A 17,153-nucleotide genomic window follows, 5' to 3' on the forward strand; every position below is an offset into this window, starting at 1 on the left:
CATGCGATATCGAACACGCCAAAGCCGACGGTTGCAAGCAACGTCAGCAGGGCTAAAGTTTCCAATAGCGTCATAGAGCATCACCCCTTTCGCAGCAGAGCGTCAGGGGCACGACAAAAAATATTCGCCTCCCCGACGCTTGGGCCGGAAAGGTTAGACCGCTTACCGTATGTGGACAGCACTCCCAAGGTTAGTATAGCAGACGTTTCCCCGTTTTTCAACGACGGAAGCGTCTGTTTTCTTTTATCCGATGGACAGAATTGAAAAAAGAGGGTATACTTAGGGCAAAACAACCATGCCGTTTCTTGCGGCAGAAAGGAACCTTTTGTGAAAAACTTTGATGAACTGCTCAAAAAATACGCTGACTTTATCGTCCGGGTGGGCGTGAACCCTCAGCCGGGCCAGACCATGATCATCCGCTGCCCGTTGGAGGCTGCCCCGCTGGCCCGCCTGTGCGTGCGCAGCGGCTTCGAGGCCGGAGCCCGTGATGTTCAGGTGGACTGGAGCGACAATGCCGTATCCCGCACCCGGATGGAGCTGGGCAGCGAGGAAGCCCTGACCGACAGCAAGCCCTACCAGCTGCGCCGCTACCTTGACTACGCAGAGAGCGAGGGCAGTGTCTGCGTGCTCCACCTCATTGCGGATGACCCTGAGGTCTACGCCGGTCTGGATGGTGCCAAGATCAGCCGTGTGAACGCCGCCAACCGGAAATTTATGGCTCCCTGGCGGGAGTACACCATGAACGACAGGGTGCAGTGGTCCATTGCCGCCATGCCCAGCGCCCCCTGGGCAAAGAAGATGTTCCCCGAGCTGGACACGGATGCTGCCATCGAGAAGCTGTGGCAGCTCATCTTTGATGTCTGCCGCGTGACCGGCGGTGACCCCGTCAACGAGTGGAAGGCACATCTGGACCGTCTGACCAGTCTGGGCGAGAAGATGAATGCTCTTGATCTGGAGAGCGTCCACTTTGAGAGCGCCAACGGCACTGACCTGACCGTGGGCCTAGCCGAGAAGGCCAGCTGGGAGAGCGCCGGCAGCAAGAACGAGAAGGGCGTGTTCTTCCTGCCCAACATCCCCACCGAGGAAGTATTCACCGCTCCCCACAAGGACAAGGTGGACGGCATCGTCTACGGCACCAAGCCCTATGTGTTCAATGGCCAGCTCATCAAGGGATTCCATGTTACCTTCAAGGATGGCAAGGTCGTTGAGCATGGAGCCGAGGAGGGCGCTGACCTGCTGGGCCGGCTGCTGGATACCGATGAGGGTGCCCGCCATATCGGTGAGGTGGCACTGGTGCCCGCATCCAGCCCCATCAACCGCAGCGGCGCGCTGTTCTACAGCACCCTGTTCGATGAGAACGCTGCCTGCCACATCGCCTTTGGTGCCAGCTACCCCGGCACCACCGAGGGCGGCACCGGCCTGACCAAGGAGCAGCTGGAAGAACGCGGCATGAACCAGTCTACCATCCATGAGGATGTGATGATCGGTGCAGAGGACAGCCATATCACCGGCAAGTGCCGTGACGGACGAATCGTGGAACTCTTCCGTGACGGTGTCTGGGTGCTGTAATCGTTCAATATAAATAATTCGTTAAATCCTTACAGTCTGTGATTAGTCTGTAAGGATTTTTGCTTATTTAGAACGACTAGAAACTTGATAATTGTATGAATGCACAAAAGATATTTCACATGAAAGAAAAATATTGACATCAAAAAAAGGCATGTTATACTTTTATTGTAAGAAGTGTACTTTGACAGAACTGCATTATAAGCCGAAGGGAGATGTAATTATGAAACGTTTGACTGCTGTATTATTGAACCTGATTTTTGTAGTAGCAATTGGCGCAACGGCTTTTGCGGCGTTTGACACCTCCAGAATCGATCGATATTTTGAAACAGAGACCCAGAAACGGATTGACAGTATGCTGGAGCTGGTTCTGGGAAAAGAAAAGGCAGAAGAACTTGTTGAAACTTCAAGAACTTCCAGCTATGATTTTACGCAAGTGGAAGCGTATGTAAATCAGTATGTGGCGCAGCAGTCGAGCGAAATGTTCCGTTTGATTGAAGCGGCAGAACAAAAAGCACGTGATGTATCCCCGGAACCGATTATACCTGATACCTGCAAGCATAATTATGATCTTGATAAGGTTGTCCGGGAGGAATTCCGGAATATGCCGATTGGAAGAGATTTTATCAAGGTGACTTATTATTATGTCTGTACCAAGTGTGGAGATACAAAAACAGAAGTGGAAACCTATGATGCATAAGAAGATTGTGAGAAGGTTTTGATTCTTGAAGTGCTGTGGTACGGCAAAGGATAAGGCAAAATTTCACGAAACCCCTTGCATAATTACCGGAAGTATGCTATATTCTAATAGTACGATATAACTTTTACTGAAACGTGGGCCGCAAGGTCCGCGTTTCTTGTTTGTTTGGAGGTTTTTATGGCGAAGCAGTCTGGCGGAAATACCGCCCAGAGAGTCGAAGCGCTTGTCCGCCCCACTGTGGAGGGCATGGGCCTGCGCCTGTGGGACGTGGTCTTTGAAAAGGAAGGGCCGGACTGGTATCTCCGTGTCCTCATCGACAAAACGGACGGCACCACCATGGACACCGACACCTGTGCCGATGTCTCCCATGCGCTGGACCCCATCCTGGATGAGGCGGACCCCATTGAACAGAGCTATTATCTGGAAGTCGGCAGCCCCGGCCTGGGCCGCAAGCTGACCCGCCCGGAGCACTACGAAGCCGTTCTGGGCCAGAAGGTCAGCGTCAGGCTGTACCGGGCCAACGAGAACGGTGTTAAGGAGTTTTCCGGCCTCCTGACTTCCCGCGAAGGCAATACCATCACGCTCGAAGGCCCGGCCGGCCCCATGCAGTTTGAGCTTTCCGCCGTCAGCACGGTGCGCCTGTGTGACGACGAGGACCTGTTTGATTAAAAGAGAAAGAATGATATTTAGGAGGAACCCGAAAAATGGCTGCAGCGAACAATGAATTTTTTGAAGCTCTCTCCATGTTGGAGCATGAGCGCGGCATCACCGCAGAGTACCTGATCGAGAAGATCAAGGCTGCCATCGTGATCGCTGTCAAGAAGAACTATGAAGTCGAGGACGACAACGTTCTGGTGGAGATCGACCCCGACAGCGGCAAGTTCAACGTCGCTCTGGTGCAGAACGTTGTCGCCGATGAGGACTGGTACGATGAGCACGCCGAGATCGGCATCACCGAGGCCCAGAAGATCCGCAAGAGCTATGAGGTCGGCGACCGCGTTGTCACCCCCCTCAAGACCAAGGACTTCGGCCGCATTGCCGCCCAGACCGCAAAGCATGTCATCCGTCAGGGCATCCGGGAAGCCGAGCGCAGCCAGCAGCTGAGCGAGATCCAGTCCCGCGCCCATGATATCATCCAGGCCACCGTTACCCGCGTGGACAACGAGAAGGGCATCGTGGCCCTGGACCTGGGCAAGGGCGGCGAGGCCATCCTGCCCCGCAACGAGCAGGTGCCCGGCGAGACCTACACCGAGGGCCAGACCCTGCAGGTCTACGTTGTGGATGTGGTCAGCGGCGAGCGCGGTGCCCGCGTGATGATCAGCCGCACCCACCCGGGCCTGGTCAAGCGCCTGTTCGAGCTGGAAGTGCCCGAGATCTATGACGGCACCGTTGAGGTCAAGGCCATCAGCCGCGAGGCCGGTGCCCGCACCAAGATGGCTGTCTGGAGCAAGGATGCCAACGTCAACCCCGTTTCTGCCTGCATCGGCCCCCACGGCGACCGTGTGGCCGCTGTGGTCGAGAAGCTGGGCGGTGAGAAGATCGATATCGTCAAGTGGAGCGAGGATGTCTCCGAGTTCATCTCCGCTGCCCTGAGCCCCGCTAAGGTGCTCAAGGTCGAGCTGCTGCCCGGCGAGACCCGCTCCTGCCGCGTCACTGTGCCCGACCAGCAGCTGAGCCTGGCCATTGGCAACAAGGGCCAGAACGCCCGCCTGTGCGCCCGCCTGACCGGCTACAACATCGACATCCGTCCCGAGAGCGGCTACTACGGCGAGGACGAGGAGCCCAAGGCTGCCGAGCCCAAGACCGAGGACGCAGAGTAAGAGCGGCTGTGACCGCACCTGAAGGAGGGAAACCGGATGGCACAAAAAAAGATCCCTGCCCGCCAGTGCATTGGCTGCATGACCAGCCGCCCCAAAAAGGAACTGGTGCGGGTGGTGCGCGCCCCCAGCGGCGAGATCAGCATCGACCCCGTGGGCAAGAAGCCGGGCCGCGGCGCTTACCTCTGCCCGGACCCGGCCTGTCTGGCAAAGGCCAAAAAGAAAAAGGCGCTGGAGCGCTGCTTTGAGCAGCCGGTTCCCGCCGAGGTTTACGATGCGCTGGCCGCACAGCTGGCCGATGTGGAAAAGGAGGCCCAGCCGAATGGCGAAGCATAACAATACCCCCGAAAAGCCCAAAATGGCCCCGGAAGAAGCGCTGTTTCAGGCGCTGAGCCTCTGCCGCAAGGCAGGCGCGCTGACCATGGGCTTTGATGCCGTGGAAGATGCCTGCGTCAAGAGCAAGGCATGGCTGGTAATGGTCGCGTCCGATGCCAGCGCCAAGACCGTGCAGCGCCTGAACTACGCTGTGGGCGACCTGGTGGACGTGATCACCATGCCGCTGACCCAGGACCGCCTGGCCGATATCAGCCGCAAGCCTGTGGCTGTTTACGCGGTGACTGACCGCAACCTCGCAAAGCTCTGCTTTGACCGTCTTTCGGACTGCGGGGCAATCAAAAATGAGGAGGATATGAGCGAATGACCGTAAAATATAAAGTGAGCGATTTTGCAAAGGATCTGAATGTTTCTGCAAAAAAGGTCCTGGATGAGCTGGCTGCCATGGGCAGCACCGGCAAGAAGAACAGTTCCACCCTGGAGGAAAACGAGCTGAACTACCTGCTGGAGAAATTCAGCAAGGACAACAGCGTTGCCAGCCTGGACGAGTACCTGAACAGCGCAAAGCAGCCTGCCCAGCCTGAAAAGAAGGCGGAGAAAAAGGCCGAGAAGCCTGCGGAGAAAAAGGCAGAGCCCAAGGCTGCTGAGAAGAAGCCCGAGGCAAAGCCCGCTGCCCCTGCCGCAAAGGCAGAGCAGCCCAAGGCAAACAATAACAACAATAAGCACGGCGAGAAGAAGAACGAGCAGCACAAGAAGCGCGAGGAGAAGACTGTCTCTCTGAGCGAGCTGGCCCGCGAGACCGGTGCCAAGGCCTCTGCTGCCCCGGCTCAGTCCGTTTCTGTCCGCCGCGAGGACAGCCAGGTGACGGTCGATACCCGCACCGTGGATGTGAACGTGGACCGCTTTGATGCCCGCTACGACGATCTGGCTTCCACCAAGAACACCGAGAACCGCCGCAAGCCCACCCCGCAGGGCAACAAGCAGAAGTTCACCCAGCGCGGCCAGCGCCAGCGCCAGCAGTTCCAGAAGGGCAAGCGCGAGACCGAGTTCGAGCGCCTGCAGCGCATCCAGCTGGAAAAGGCCCGCAACGCACAGCTGAAGGTGATGATCCCCGATGAGATCACCGTCGGTGAGCTGGCTGCCCGCCTGAAGCAGCAGGCCGGCAAGGTCATTGCCAAGTTCATGCAGATGGGCGAGATGCACGCCATCAACGATGTGATCGATTTCGATACCGCATCTCTGCTGGCTGAGGAGTTCCACGCAAAGGTCGAGCACGAGGTGCATGTGACCATCGAGGAGCGCCTGTTCACCCAGGAGGAGGATTCCGCCGAGGATCTGGTGGAGCGTCCCCCCGTTGTCTGTGTCATGGGCCACGTTGACCACGGCAAGACCAGTATCCTGGATGCCATCCGCAAGACCAATGTCACCGCAGGCGAGGCTGGCGGCATCACCCAGGCCATTGGTGCATATCAGGTCAAGATCAACGACAGCCTGATCACCTTCCTGGATACGCCGGGCCACGAGGCATTCACCTCCATGCGTGCCCGCGGTGCCAACATGACCGATATCGCTGTTCTGGTCGTTGCCGCCGATGACGGCATCATGCCCCAGACCGTGGAGTCCATCAACCATGCCAAGGCTGCCAATGTCAAGATCATCGTGGCCATGAACAAGATGGATAAGCCCACTGCAAACCCCGAGCGCGTGATGGAAGGCCTGACCAAGTACGGCATCATCACCGAGGACTGGGGCGGCGACGTTGCCTGCATCCCCGTTTCTGCACTGACCGGCATGGGCATCAACGACCTGCTGGAGCGGATCGCGCTGGAGGCCGAGGTCATGGAGCTCAAGGCCAACCCCAACCGCCGCGCCAAGGGTGCTGTTGTTGAGGCTCGTCTGGACAAGGGCCAGGGCCCCATCGCCACCATTCTGGTGCAGAACGGCACCCTGCATGCCGGTGATGTCATCATTGCCGGTACTGCTGTGGGCCGTGTGCGTACCATGCGCAGCGACAAGGGCATGCTGCTGAACGATGCAGGCCCCTCCACCCCCGTGGAGATCACCGGCCTGACCGCTGTGCCCGAGGCAGGCGACCTGTTCGAGGCCGTTGCCGACGAGCGTCTGGCCCGTGAGCTGGCAGAGCAGCGCATTGCCGCTGCCAAGGAGAAGCAGTTCTCCTCCTTCCAGAAGGTCACTCTGGATAACCTGTTCAGCCAGATGGCACAGAACGATATGAAGGAGCTGGCCATTGTCGTCAAGGCTGATGTGCAGGGCTCCGCCGAGGCCGTCAAGCAGAGCCTGGAGAAGATCTCCAATGATGAGGTGCGCGTCCGCGTCATCCACGCCGGTGTCGGTGCCATCAGCAAGTCCGACGTTGACCTGGCCGATGCCTCCAACGCCATCATCATCGGCTTCAATGTCCGCCCCGACAACGTGGCCAAGGAAGAAGCCGCTGCCACCAAGGTCGAGATGCGGATGTACCGCGTCATCTACGATGCCATCAACGATGTTACCGATGCTATGAAGGGCATGCTGGCTCCCAAGTTCCGCGAGGTCGCTCTGGGTGAGCTGCAGGTCCGTCAGGTCTACAAGATCAGCAACGTGGGCACCGTTGCAGGCTGCCGCGTGACCAGCGGCAAGATCACCCGCGACAGCAAGGTGCGCGTTGTCCGTGACGGCATCGTCATCACGGAGGACGAGATCGCATCTCTGAAGCGCTTCAAGGATGATGCCAAGGAAGTGGCCGAGGGCTACGAGTGCGGCGTTACGCTGGCAAAGTTTGCCGATGTCAAGGAAGGCGACGTTTACGAGGCCTTCAAGATGGAAGAATATCGGGACTAATTGAAAAAACCTCTCAGGCTCGCATCCGCTCGCCAGCTCCCCTGGCAGGGGAGCTGGGCAGGGCGTGTGCTTGCCTCTCCTATCAGGAGAGGTGGCATTGCGAAGCAATGACGGAGAGGTTATTATAGGAGAAATTTATGTCTCAGAAAAATATGGGTCGTCTTGCCCAGGATATGAAGCGTGAGGTCATTGCCATCATCGGACGGCTGAAGGACCCCCGCCTGGAGGGCGGTCTGCTGACCGTCACCCGTCTGGATGTGACACCTGACCTGGATGTTGCAAAGGTCTATGTGAGCGTGATGGGCCGCGAGGACGGCCCCAAGCCCGCCATCGAGGCACTGAACCGTGCCGCAGGCCATGTGCGCACCGAGGTCAGCAAGAAGATGCACATCCGGAAGGCTCCGCGCTTCATCTTTGTGGAGGACGACGGTGCCGCCTACGCAGCCCACATCAACGAGCTGCTCCGCACGCTGAACGTGAACGGTGACGCTGAGGAAACCAGCCAGCCGGAAGAGACCGAGGAATAATCAGCCTTGCGGAAAGGATGGAACATGGGATGACAGAACAGCTGAATGTACAGCAGATGGCAGAAAAGCTGCTTGCTGCGGATAACATCTTGATTCTGTGCCACAAAAACCCGGATGGTGATACGGTCGGCTGCGGCAGCGCGCTCTACTATGCGCTGCTTGCACTGGAAAAACACGCAGCCGTGCTCTGCGCCGACCCCATCCCCGGCCGGTACGCATTTACCAACCCCCGCCTGTTCAAGGGCGAATTTGAGCCGCAGATCGTGGTGGCTGTGGATGTTGCCAGCGTCCAGCTGTTTGGCGAGGGCAACGGCGTTCCCCAGTACACGCGCCATGTGGACCTGTGTATCGACCACCATGCAGGCAACAGCGGCTACGCCGAGTTCACGCTGCTGGACGGCAGCGCCGCCGCTGCGGCAGAGCTGCTGTACGAGGTGATCTGTGCCATGCATGTGGAGATCACCCCCCACATTGCCGATTGCCTGTATACCGGCCTGTCCACGGATACCGGCTGCTTCAAGTTCTCTTCCACCAAGGCCAGCACCCACATCACTGCGGCCAAGCTGATGGAGGCCGGTGCCCATGTGGAGGAGCTGAACACCCTGCTGTTTGACACCAAGTCCCGGGAGCGGATGGAAGCCGAGCGGATCGCCCGCAACCATCTGGAATATCATCTGGATGGCCGCTGCGCCCTCATCTACCTGACCCGGGATGAGATCGAGCAGAGCAGGGTAGACCCTGCGGATCTGGAAGAGCTGACCAGCCTGCCCATCAGCATTGAGGGCGTGAAGGTCGGCCTGACCCTGCGCCAGCAGCCCGGCGGCAGCTATCGCATCAGCGTGCGCACCGCCAAGGGCGTGGATGCCTGTGCCATTGCCCGCCGTCTGGGCGGCGGCGGCCACACCCGTGCGGCGGGCTGTGAGCTGCTGGGCAACCTTGACAACGCCAAGAGCGCAATCCTCTCTGAGGTGGAAGCTGTTCTTGATGCACCGCAGGAGGAAGCATGATGCAGGGGATCCTCATTGTTGATAAGCCCACCGATTGGACCAGCTTTGATGTCATTGCCAAGCTGCGGGGCATTCTGGGCACCCGGAAACTGGGCCACAGCGGTACGCTGGACCCCATGGCGACCGGTGTTCTGCCGGTGTTCTGCGGCGGGGCCAGCAAGGCAGTTGATCTGCAGCTCGATCACACCAAGGCCTACCGCGCTGTCCTCAGGCTGGGCCAGCGCACCGATACCGGGGATGTGACCGGCACTGTGCTGGAGACCGCCCCGGTAACGGCAGGGGAGCAGGAGCTGCTGGCCGTTCTGCCGCAGTTCCTCGGCCCCCGGATGCAGACCCCGCCCATGTACTCGGCAGTCAAGATCAATGGTCAGCCGCTCTATAAGCTGGCCCGTGAGGGCAAGACTGTGGAGCGCAAGGCCCGGCCGATCGAGATCCTGGACATCCGGTACGAGGGCAGCCCTGCGGAAAACGAGTATGCCCTGACCGTAAAGTGCTCCAAAGGCACCTATATCCGGGTGCTGCTGGAGGAGATCGCCGAAGCCATGGGCCAGAAGGGCACCATGAGCGCCCTGCGCCGCGTGGCTGCCGGGGTGTATTCCGAAGCCGATGCCCACACGCTGGAAGAAATCCAGGCGGCAAAGGACGCGGGGCCGGAGGCCCTGCAGGCCCTGATGCTGCCGGTGGAAAGCGTGTTCGCCAGCCTGCCGCTGCTGGTGGCGGACGAGCGGGTGGAGCAGCACCTCTACAACGGGTGCCCCACCAGCCGCTATCCCGCTGCCGACGGCCGCTACCGTGTGCGGAACGCCGGAGGGCAGTTTCTGGGTCTTGCCAATGTGGTGAACGGTGTGCTCAAGGTGGAAAAGCTGTTCGTGGAAAGGAACTGACGACCAATGCAAATCGTTTCATCTCTGTCGCCCCTGGCGCTGGAACATGAGGGCGGCACTGCTGTTGCCATGGGCTACTTCGATGGCATCCACATCGGCCACCGTGCCGTCATTGAGGGAGCAGTGGAGTGGGCAAAGGCCCACGGCGCTGCCCCGGCGGTGTTCACCTTCAAGCTGCCCGCTGACAGCAAAATGAAGGGCCGCCGTCTGCTCTCCACCGAGGATAAACATGCCCTGATCGCAAGCCTGGGAGTGGAGTACTATCTCTGCCCTGAGTTTGAGGAGATCCGCGCCATGACCCCGGAGCAGTTCGTGTACGGCATCGTGCAGGACTGCCACGCCAAGGCGTTGTTCTGCGGCGAAAACTTTACCTTTGGTGCCAAGGCTGCCGGGACCCCCGAGCTGCTGAAGGAGCTCTGCGCCCCGCTGGGGGTGGAGGTCGTGGTGGTGCCCATGGCACAGTTTGAGGAAAAGCCGGTGTCCTCCACCCGCATCCGCACGGCACTGGAGGGCGGCGATGTGCCTGCCGCTAACGCCATGCTGGGGATGCCCTACGCCATCCGCTTTGCGGTGCAGCACGGGGCGGGTCTGGGCCGCACACTGGGCGTGCCCACCATCAACCAGATCTATCCGGCGGGCTTCCAGATGCCCCGCTACGGCATCTATATCACCCGCACCCGGATCGGTGATACCTGGTATCCCTCGGCCACCGGCCTGGGGACCCGGCCCACTGTCAATTCGGACGAGACCAAGGTGACCTGCGAGACCTTTATCCCGGATTTTTCCGGCGACCTCTACGGCACCGACCCGGTGGTGGAGTTCTACGCCTACCTGAGTCCCAGCAAAAAGTTTGATACCCTGGACGAGCTGAAGGCCTGCATCGACCATGCGGCCCGGCGCGCCAAGGCCTATTTTGCAAAAGCATAGTAAAATTTTTCTTGCTTTTTGCACGGATTTCTGTTATACTAGCCATGTTACCGCGGCACGGGGCTGGGAGTATGCCCATTTGGGAGTACCGTTTTCCCGCATTCTGTGCCGACGGCAAATAAAATTTTATAAAGAGGTACTGTTACTATGAACAAGCAGGAAGTTATGGCCAAAGTCGCTCTGACCGAGAAGGACACTGGCTCCCCCGAGGTTCAGGTCGCTCTGCTGACCGCTCACATCAACGAGCTGAACGAGCACCTGAAGAAGAACCCTAACGATCACCACAGCCGCCGTGGTCTGATGAAGATGGTTGGCCGCCGCCGCAATCTGCTGGCCTACCTCCAGAAGAAGGACATCGAGCGTTACCGTGCTCTGATCGCAACCCTGGGTCTGCGTAAGTAATAGAAAACAGAGGGCAGGTACCGCAATGTGGTGCCTGCCCTTTGCTCTTTTTTGAGGAACAACAGGCCGCTGCTGCGCGTTGCAGCAGTAAATCGAGCGCCTGTGCTGTAAAAAAGCACGGGCGTTGGCTTTATTGCTATGATGCGCTGGCCGCTGCCTTTTGGAAGATAAGAAGATAAACCGCAAAAGGACAAAGGAGGCAAAACCAAATGGCAATTGAATTTGGTTCCCGCAAAGAGACCTTTGAAAACTTCAAGGTCTACGAGACCACGCTGGCTGGCCGTCCGTTCAAGGTCGAGATGGGCAAGATGTGCGGCCTGTCCAACGCAAGCGCCCTGATCCGCTACGGCGAGACCTGCGTGCTGTGCAACGTTGTGATGAGCCCCAAGCCCCGCGAAGGTGTGGATTTCTTCCCCCTGAACGTGGAGTATGAGGAAAAGCTCTACGCCGCAGGCCGCATTCCCGGCAGCTTTATGCGCCGTGAAGGCCGCCCCGGTGAGCGCGCCATCCTGACCAGCCGCGTGGTGGACCGCCCCATGCGCCCGCTGTTCCCCAAGGAGATGCGCAACGATGTCTGCATCACCATGACCGTGATGAGCCTGGACCCCGATTGCAGCCCTGAGATCGCCGGTATGATCGGTGCGTCTCTGGTCACCGCTGTGTCTGAGATCCCCTGGAACGGCCCCATCGGCGGTGTTCAGGTGGGCCTGGTGGACGGTGAGATCGTCCTGAACCCCACCCAGGAGCAGCGCAAGGTGAGCGACCTGGCCCTGACCGTTGCCGCCACCATGGACAAGATCGTGATGATCGAGGCCGGTGCCAACGAGGTGGACGAGGACACCATGCTCAATGCCATCAAGGCCGCCCACGCTGAGATCAAGAAGATCATCACCTTCATCAACGGCATCGTTGCAGAGCGCGGCAAGCCGAAGATCGATTTCCAGGTGGTGGGTCTGGATATGGACGTGTTCCACGCCATCCAGAACAAGTATCTGGACGACTTCAAGGCCGCCATGGATACGGACGACAAGAATGTGCGGGATGCTGCCCTGCTGCCCATCATGGACAAGATCGCTGAGGAGTACCCCGACCTGTCTGACGCAGATCTCGACCTCGTCAGCTACAAGATGCAGAAGTACGTTGTCCGCCGCTGGCTGCTGGATGAGGGCAAGCGCGTGGATGGCCGCGGCATCAACGAGATCCGCCCGCTGGCTGCCGAAGTGGGCATCCTGCCCCGGGTCCACGGCTCCGGTATGTTCACCCGCGGCCAGACCCAGGTGCTGACCACCTGCACCCTGGGCGGCACCAAGGACAACCAGCTGATGGACGACCTGACCGATGAGCAGACCAAGCGTTACATCCATCACTATAACTTCCCGCCGTATTCTGTCGGCGAAGCCCGCGCACCCCGCAGCCCCGGCCGCCGCGAGATCGGCCACGGCGCACTGGCAGAGCGCGCTCTGGTTCCCGTGCTGCCCTCTCTGGAGGAGTTCCCCTACACCATCCGCTGTGTCTCTGAGGTCCTGAGCTCCAACGGCTCCACCTCTCAGGCTTCCATCTGCGGTTCCACCCTGGCTCTGATGGATGCCGGTGTGCCCATCAAGGCACCTGTTGCCGGTATCTCCTGCGGCCTGATCACCGAGGGCGACCGCTGGATGACCATGCTGGACATTCAGGGCGTGGAGGATTTCCACGGCGATATGGACTTCAAGGTGGGCGGCACCCGCAAGGGCATCACTGCAATCCAGATGGACATCAAGATCGATGGCCTGACTTACGATATCATTGCCGAGGCCTTTGAGAAGTGCCGCAAGGGCCGCCTGTACATCCTGGACGAGATCATCAAGCCCGTGATCGCACAGCCCCGTGAGGAGCTGAGCCGCTGGGCTCCCAAGATGTTCAGCATGATGATCCCCACCGACAAGATCAAGGACGTGATCGGTAAGGGCGGCAAGGTCATCCAGGACATCTGCGCCACCTGCAACTGCAAGATCGATGTGCAGGAGGACGGCCATGTGTTCGTCTCCGCCGTGGATCAGGAGGACGCAAAGCGCGCCATCTTCACCATCAAGACCATTGTGGAGGACCCCGAGATCGGTGCCATCTACAAGGGCAAGGTGACCCGCCTGATGAACTTTGGTGCCTTTGTGGAGATCGCACCGGGCAAGGAAGGTCTGGTGCACATCTCCAAGCTGGACACCAAGCGTGTGGAGCGCGTGGAGGATGTGGTCGCCGTGGGCGATGCCATCGTGGTCAAGGTCACGGACATCGACCAGCAGGGCCGCATCAACCTGAGCCGCCGCGATGCCATTCTGGCGCTGGAAGCCAAGCGCGCCGCGCAGGAGCAGCAGTAATCCATAAATCAGAGGGACCCCACAGCCGGTTGGCTGCGGGGTCCCTTTTTGCTGTCCGAAAAAATTTTTGGGTTTCCTCTTGACAGAAATGCAAAAATGTGTATTATTGTATTAGCTGCTTAATACAGCAACACATAAGGAGGGCAAAGCAGAATGAGTGAACAGTTTGATGCCAGCCGCCCGATCTATGCCCAGCTGGTGGAACGGCTCAAAGCCAGAATTCTGGCGGGCACCTACCCGCCGGGGGGCCATCTGGATTCGGTGCGGGATCTGGCCGCAGCTGCCGGGGTCAACCCCAACACGATGCAGAGGGCTCTGGCCCAGCTGGAAAGTGAGGGCCTTGTGCGCACCGAGCGCACCAGCGGACGCTACGTCACGGAGGATACGAATTTGATCGAACAACTGCGGGCTGCCGCCGCCCATGACATCGCGGCAGATTTTCTGGAGAAGATGCGCAGCATCGGCTACACGCCGGAAAAGGCGGCAGCCCTGTTGGAGCACTGGGATACAGAGGAGGTAGAACCCCATGAGTAAGGTGCTGACCTGTGAAAAATTGACAAAAGTATACGGAAAGGAAAAGACCGCGCTGGACGGTATCGATCTGGAGCTGGATTTTGGCCGCATCGTAGGGCTGCTGGGCCCCAACGGCAGCGGCAAGACCACCCTGCTCAAGCTGGCCAATGGTCTGCTGCAGCCCACGGAAGGCCGCATCCGGATCGCGGGCATGGCCCCCGGCCCGGAGACCAAGGAGCTGGTCTCCTACCTGCCGGATGCCGACTGGCTGCCCGACTGGATGCGGGTGGAGGAGCTGGTGGAGATGTTCCGGGATTTTTACGGCACGCCCAGTCAGGCCAAGGCTTACATCGGCTTTGACGCCGACAAGGCCAATGAGATGCTGGCCCGGCTGAACATCGCCCCCAATGCCCGGCTCAAGACCCTTTCCAAGGGCAACAAGGAGAAGGTTCAGCTGGTGCTGGCCATGAGCCGCAACGCCCGTCTCTACCTGCTGGATGAGCCCATCGGCGGCGTGGACCCTGCGGCCCGGGACTACATCCTGAACACCATCATTTCCAACTACAGCAAGGACGCGACCGTTGTCATTTCTACCCACCTCATCGAGGACATTGAGCCGGTGCTGGACGAGGCCGTGTTCCTGAAGGACGGCCGAATCTTTGCTCACCGCGCTGTGGATGATATCCGCGAGACCGAGGGCAAGAGCGTCGATGCATATTTCCGGGAGGTATTCAAATGCTGAAACAATTGCTGAAATATGAGTTCAAGGCCACGAAACGCCGGTATTTCGGGCTGTATCTGGCGCTGGCGCTGTTGAGCGTGGTGCTGGGCGTGACCTTCCGGCAGGAACACGCGCTGGCTCACAGCACAAGCTTCCAGAATCTCGAAGTGATTCTGATGATCGTGTATGTCTCGGTCATCCTTGCCATCGCGGTGCTCTGCTTCGTGAACACCATCCAGCGCTTTTATCAGAACCTGCTGGGCCGGGAAGGCTACCTGATGCACACGCTGCCGGTCAATGAGAACCAGCTCATCCTCTCCAAGCTCCTCACCAGCATGGTCTGGGTGCTGTGCAGCGGCCTTGTGGGCATCGTCTGCATCACGGTGATGGTCAGCATCGGTGTGATTGACTCGGAGACCTTCGGCATGGTGGACTGGAACAGCTGGAAGCAGCTGTGGCAGATGCTGTACGAGGAGATGGGCACGGAGTTCTGGGTGGCAATGGCATGGACCATCCTCATCAATCTGGCCCGGCTGGCAAGCCTCATCCTCTGCGTTTACGCTGCCTGTATGATCGCCCATCAATTCCCCAAGCATGTGATGGTGGCCGGGATCCTCGCGTTTATCGGCCTGAACTTCGTGGAGACCCAGCTCGATAAGCTGCTGGGCACGAATGATGTGAGTATGATCGTGGATGTCGCGTACCGGGTCGTGGATGTGAACGTGACCGGTGTGAGCTATGGAGTGACCCCGATGCGCTGGCTGACGGCGGCACTTGGAACAGACGTTGGCTATCTGTTCTGCTTTGCCGTGACTGCAGCCATTGCGGCGGCATACTTCTTCCTGACCCGGTGGCTGATGAAAAATAAACTGAATCTGGAGTAAACAAAAAGGCGGTGTGCCCGGAGCGGACACACCGCCTTTTGCTGTCTGGAAAAAGGATCACACGCCGGAAGCGCCGTAGTTTGCCAGCACACGGGCAGAGGGGTCGTTGACGTTGCAGCCGGGCCATGCCTTGTTCGGCATCCAGAAGCCCACGATGGTGCGGCTCTGGTCGTGGTAGTATTTCTCGAAGATCTCGCGGTAGAATAGGCTCTCCTTGGTAAAGGGCATACAGTGGGCCGAGTAGTTTGCCCGGCGGAGCTGGAACTCCTCATCGGTGTACAGGCCCTCGGCATACTCCTTGATGTCGTCCACCATGCTGTGGCCCACGGCATCGGAGAAGGCGGCTTTTTCGCGCCAGAGGATCTCCGGGGGCAGCCAGTCGCCCTCAAAGGCCTTGCGCAGCAGGTACTTGCCCTTGCCGTAGCTGTTCAGCTTCTTTTCGGGGTCAATGGCCATGACGTAGCGCACAAAGTCCAGATCACCAAAGGGCACGCGGGCCTCGATGCTGTTGGCGGAGATGCAGCGGTCGGCCCGGAGGACATCGTACATGTACAGCTCCCGGATGCGCTTCTGGCTCTCCTGCTGGAAGGCATCGGCGGTGGGGGCGTAGTCGGTGTACTTGTAGCCGAACAGCTCATCGGAGATCTCGCCGGTCAGCAGCACGCGCACATCAGTTTGCTCGTGGATGGCCTTGCAGAGCAGGTACATGCCCATGCTGGCGCGGATGGTGGTGATATCCCAGGTGCCCAGCAGTCGGATGACCTCCTCCAGACTCTGGATGACCATGTCCCGGTTGATGATGATCTCATGGTGTTCGCTGCCCAGATAATCGGCGGTCTGGCGGGCATACTTCAGGTCGATGGCATCGGTGTCCATGCCGATGGCAAAGGTGCGGATGGGCTTGCCCAGCTTCTTGGCTGCAATGGAGCAGACCAGCGAGGAATCCAGACCGCCCGAGAGCAGGAAGCCCACAGGGGCATCGGCATCCAGACGCTTTTCCACGCCTGCGATCAGCTTTTCGCGGATGTTCCGCAGGGTAGTCTCCATGTCATCCTCCATGGGGGCGGGCACATCGGCAATGTCCTCGTAGCGGACAAAGCGGCCATCGCAGTAGTAGCTTCCGATGGGGAAGGGGCGGATGTCGTCGCACCAGCCGATCAGGTTCTGCATCTCGGAGGCAAAGGCGATCTGGTGGCTGGACTTGGAATAGCCGTAGAACAGCGGACGGATGCCGATGGGGTCGCGGGCTGCGATCAGCCGGTCCTTACGGGAATCATACAGAATAAGCGCAAACTCGGAGTCCATGTGGCGGAACATATCCAGACCGTACTCGTAATACAGCGGCAGCAGGATCTCGCAGTCGCAGTCGGAGGCAAACTTGTAGCCCCGGCGCTTCAGGATCTCCTTCTCAAAACGGAAGCCGTAGAGCTCACCGTTGCAGACCACGCAGTCGGCACCACGGTAGAAGGGCTGCATCCCTTCCGGGGTCAGGCCCATGATGGCAAGGCGGCCAAAGCCCATCAGACCAAAAGGCCCTTCCACCACACGCTGGTCGTCCGGCCCGCGCATCACGGTGCGCAGCAGATACTCCTTGAATTTGGCGGCACTCAGGTCGTGCCCCGTGTAACCCATAACACAACACATATTTCTTACCCCTCTCTCTCTAAACCTCTCCGT

At 59.2% G+C, this 17,153-nt stretch carries 17 protein-coding genes; 16 read left to right on the forward strand and 1 reads right to left on the reverse strand.

The features are described from left to right. Positions 1 to 327: 327 nt before the first annotated feature. The 16 genes from ACKXGA_RS14520 to ACKXGA_RS14595 all read left to right on the forward strand — a co-directional run bounded on the left by ACKXGA_RS14520 (position 328) and on the right by ACKXGA_RS14595 (position 15,476). On the forward strand, positions 328 to 1,569 hold the full coding sequence (locus ACKXGA_RS14520; RefSeq protein ID WP_423729760.1) for an aminopeptidase: 1,242 nt from the start codon (positions 328 to 330) through the stop codon (positions 1,567 to 1,569). 220 nt (positions 1,570 to 1,789) lie between these two features. Further along, positions 1,790 to 2,266: a hypothetical protein gene (locus tag ACKXGA_RS14525; protein ID WP_423729761.1), complete on the forward strand. Its 477-nt coding sequence runs from the start codon at positions 1,790 to 1,792 to the stop codon at positions 2,264 to 2,266. A 177-nt stretch (positions 2,267 to 2,443) separates the two neighbouring features. After that, positions 2,444 to 2,935 carry a ribosome maturation factor RimP gene (gene rimP / locus ACKXGA_RS14530; protein ID WP_423729762.1) on the forward strand — a complete coding sequence of 164 codons (492 nt, stop codon included), beginning with the start codon at positions 2,444 to 2,446 and terminating at the stop codon, positions 2,933 to 2,935. Positions 2,936 to 2,970: 35 nt separating this feature from the next. Continuing rightward, positions 2,971 to 4,086 carry a transcription termination factor NusA gene (gene nusA / locus ACKXGA_RS14535; RefSeq protein ID WP_097770979.1) on the forward strand — a complete coding sequence of 372 codons (1,116 nt, stop codon included), beginning with the start codon at positions 2,971 to 2,973 and terminating at the stop codon, positions 4,084 to 4,086. Positions 4,087 to 4,122: 36 nt separating this feature from the next. Then, on the forward strand, positions 4,123 to 4,419 hold the full coding sequence (gene rnpM / locus ACKXGA_RS14540) for an RNase P modulator RnpM (RefSeq protein WP_005933128.1): 297 nt from the start codon (positions 4,123 to 4,125) through the stop codon (positions 4,417 to 4,419). Further along, positions 4,406 to 4,783 carry a L7Ae/L30e/S12e/Gadd45 family ribosomal protein gene (locus tag ACKXGA_RS14545; protein ID WP_223453768.1) on the forward strand — a complete coding sequence of 126 codons (378 nt, stop codon included), beginning with the start codon at positions 4,406 to 4,408 and terminating at the stop codon, positions 4,781 to 4,783. Before rnpM ends, ACKXGA_RS14545 begins: the two co-directional genes overlap by 14 nt. Then, entirely contained in the window at positions 4,780 to 7,257 is a 2,478-nt protein-coding gene (gene infB, locus ACKXGA_RS14550) for a translation initiation factor IF-2 (RefSeq protein WP_097770980.1), read from the forward strand. The genes ACKXGA_RS14545 and infB overlap by 4 nt, the downstream gene beginning before the upstream one ends. Positions 7,258 to 7,394: 137 nt before the next feature. Continuing rightward, positions 7,395 to 7,784 carry a 30S ribosome-binding factor RbfA gene (gene rbfA, locus ACKXGA_RS14555; protein WP_097772525.1) on the forward strand — a complete coding sequence of 130 codons (390 nt, stop codon included), beginning with the start codon at positions 7,395 to 7,397 and terminating at the stop codon, positions 7,782 to 7,784. A gap of 17 nt (positions 7,785 to 7,801) precedes the next feature. Then, a complete protein-coding gene (locus tag ACKXGA_RS14560; protein WP_097772524.1) occupies positions 7,802 to 8,791 on the forward strand; it encodes a DHH family phosphoesterase in 990 nt (329 codons plus the stop codon). Continuing rightward, on the forward strand, positions 8,791 to 9,675 hold the full coding sequence (truB, locus tag ACKXGA_RS14565) for a tRNA pseudouridine(55) synthase TruB (RefSeq protein ID WP_154276479.1): 885 nt from the start codon (positions 8,791 to 8,793) through the stop codon (positions 9,673 to 9,675). The genes ACKXGA_RS14560 and truB overlap by 1 nt, the downstream gene beginning before the upstream one ends. Before the next feature lie 6 nt (positions 9,676 to 9,681). Next, on the forward strand, positions 9,682 to 10,602 hold the full coding sequence (ribF, locus tag ACKXGA_RS14570) for a riboflavin biosynthesis protein RibF (RefSeq protein WP_097770984.1): 921 nt from the start codon (positions 9,682 to 9,684) through the stop codon (positions 10,600 to 10,602). A 147-nt stretch (positions 10,603 to 10,749) separates the two neighbouring features. Continuing rightward, entirely contained in the window at positions 10,750 to 11,004 is a 255-nt protein-coding gene (gene rpsO, locus ACKXGA_RS14575; protein ID WP_005933138.1) for a 30S ribosomal protein S15, read from the forward strand. A gap of 209 nt (positions 11,005 to 11,213) precedes the next feature. Beyond that, positions 11,214 to 13,358 carry a polyribonucleotide nucleotidyltransferase gene (locus ACKXGA_RS14580; protein ID WP_097770985.1) on the forward strand — a complete coding sequence of 715 codons (2,145 nt, stop codon included), beginning with the start codon at positions 11,214 to 11,216 and terminating at the stop codon, positions 13,356 to 13,358. Between the two features lie 153 nt (positions 13,359 to 13,511). After that, a complete protein-coding gene (locus tag ACKXGA_RS14585; protein WP_005933142.1) occupies positions 13,512 to 13,892 on the forward strand; it encodes a GntR family transcriptional regulator in 381 nt (126 codons plus the stop codon). Continuing rightward, positions 13,885 to 14,613, forward strand: coding sequence for an ABC transporter ATP-binding protein (locus ACKXGA_RS14590; protein WP_097770986.1), 729 nt, complete (start codon positions 13,885 to 13,887; stop codon positions 14,611 to 14,613). The genes ACKXGA_RS14585 and ACKXGA_RS14590 overlap by 8 nt, the downstream gene beginning before the upstream one ends. After that, a complete protein-coding gene (locus ACKXGA_RS14595; protein ID WP_423729763.1) occupies positions 14,607 to 15,476 on the forward strand; it encodes a DUF2776 family protein in 870 nt (289 codons plus the stop codon). The genes ACKXGA_RS14590 and ACKXGA_RS14595 overlap by 7 nt, the downstream gene beginning before the upstream one ends. A gap of 57 nt (positions 15,477 to 15,533) precedes the next feature. Here the strand turns inward: ACKXGA_RS14595 and asnB are convergent, their stop codons facing one another. After that, positions 15,534 to 17,120, reverse strand: coding sequence for an asparagine synthase B (asnB, locus tag ACKXGA_RS14600; protein ID WP_423729764.1), 1,587 nt, complete (start codon positions 17,118 to 17,120; stop codon positions 15,534 to 15,536). Positions 17,121 to 17,153 lie beyond the last annotated feature (33 nt).

Source organism: Faecalibacterium hominis (ex Afrizal et al. 2022) (genome assembly GCF_049545105.1).
In the GTDB taxonomy this organism is placed as follows: Bacteria; Bacillota; Clostridia; order Oscillospirales; family Ruminococcaceae; genus Faecalibacterium; species Faecalibacterium duncaniae.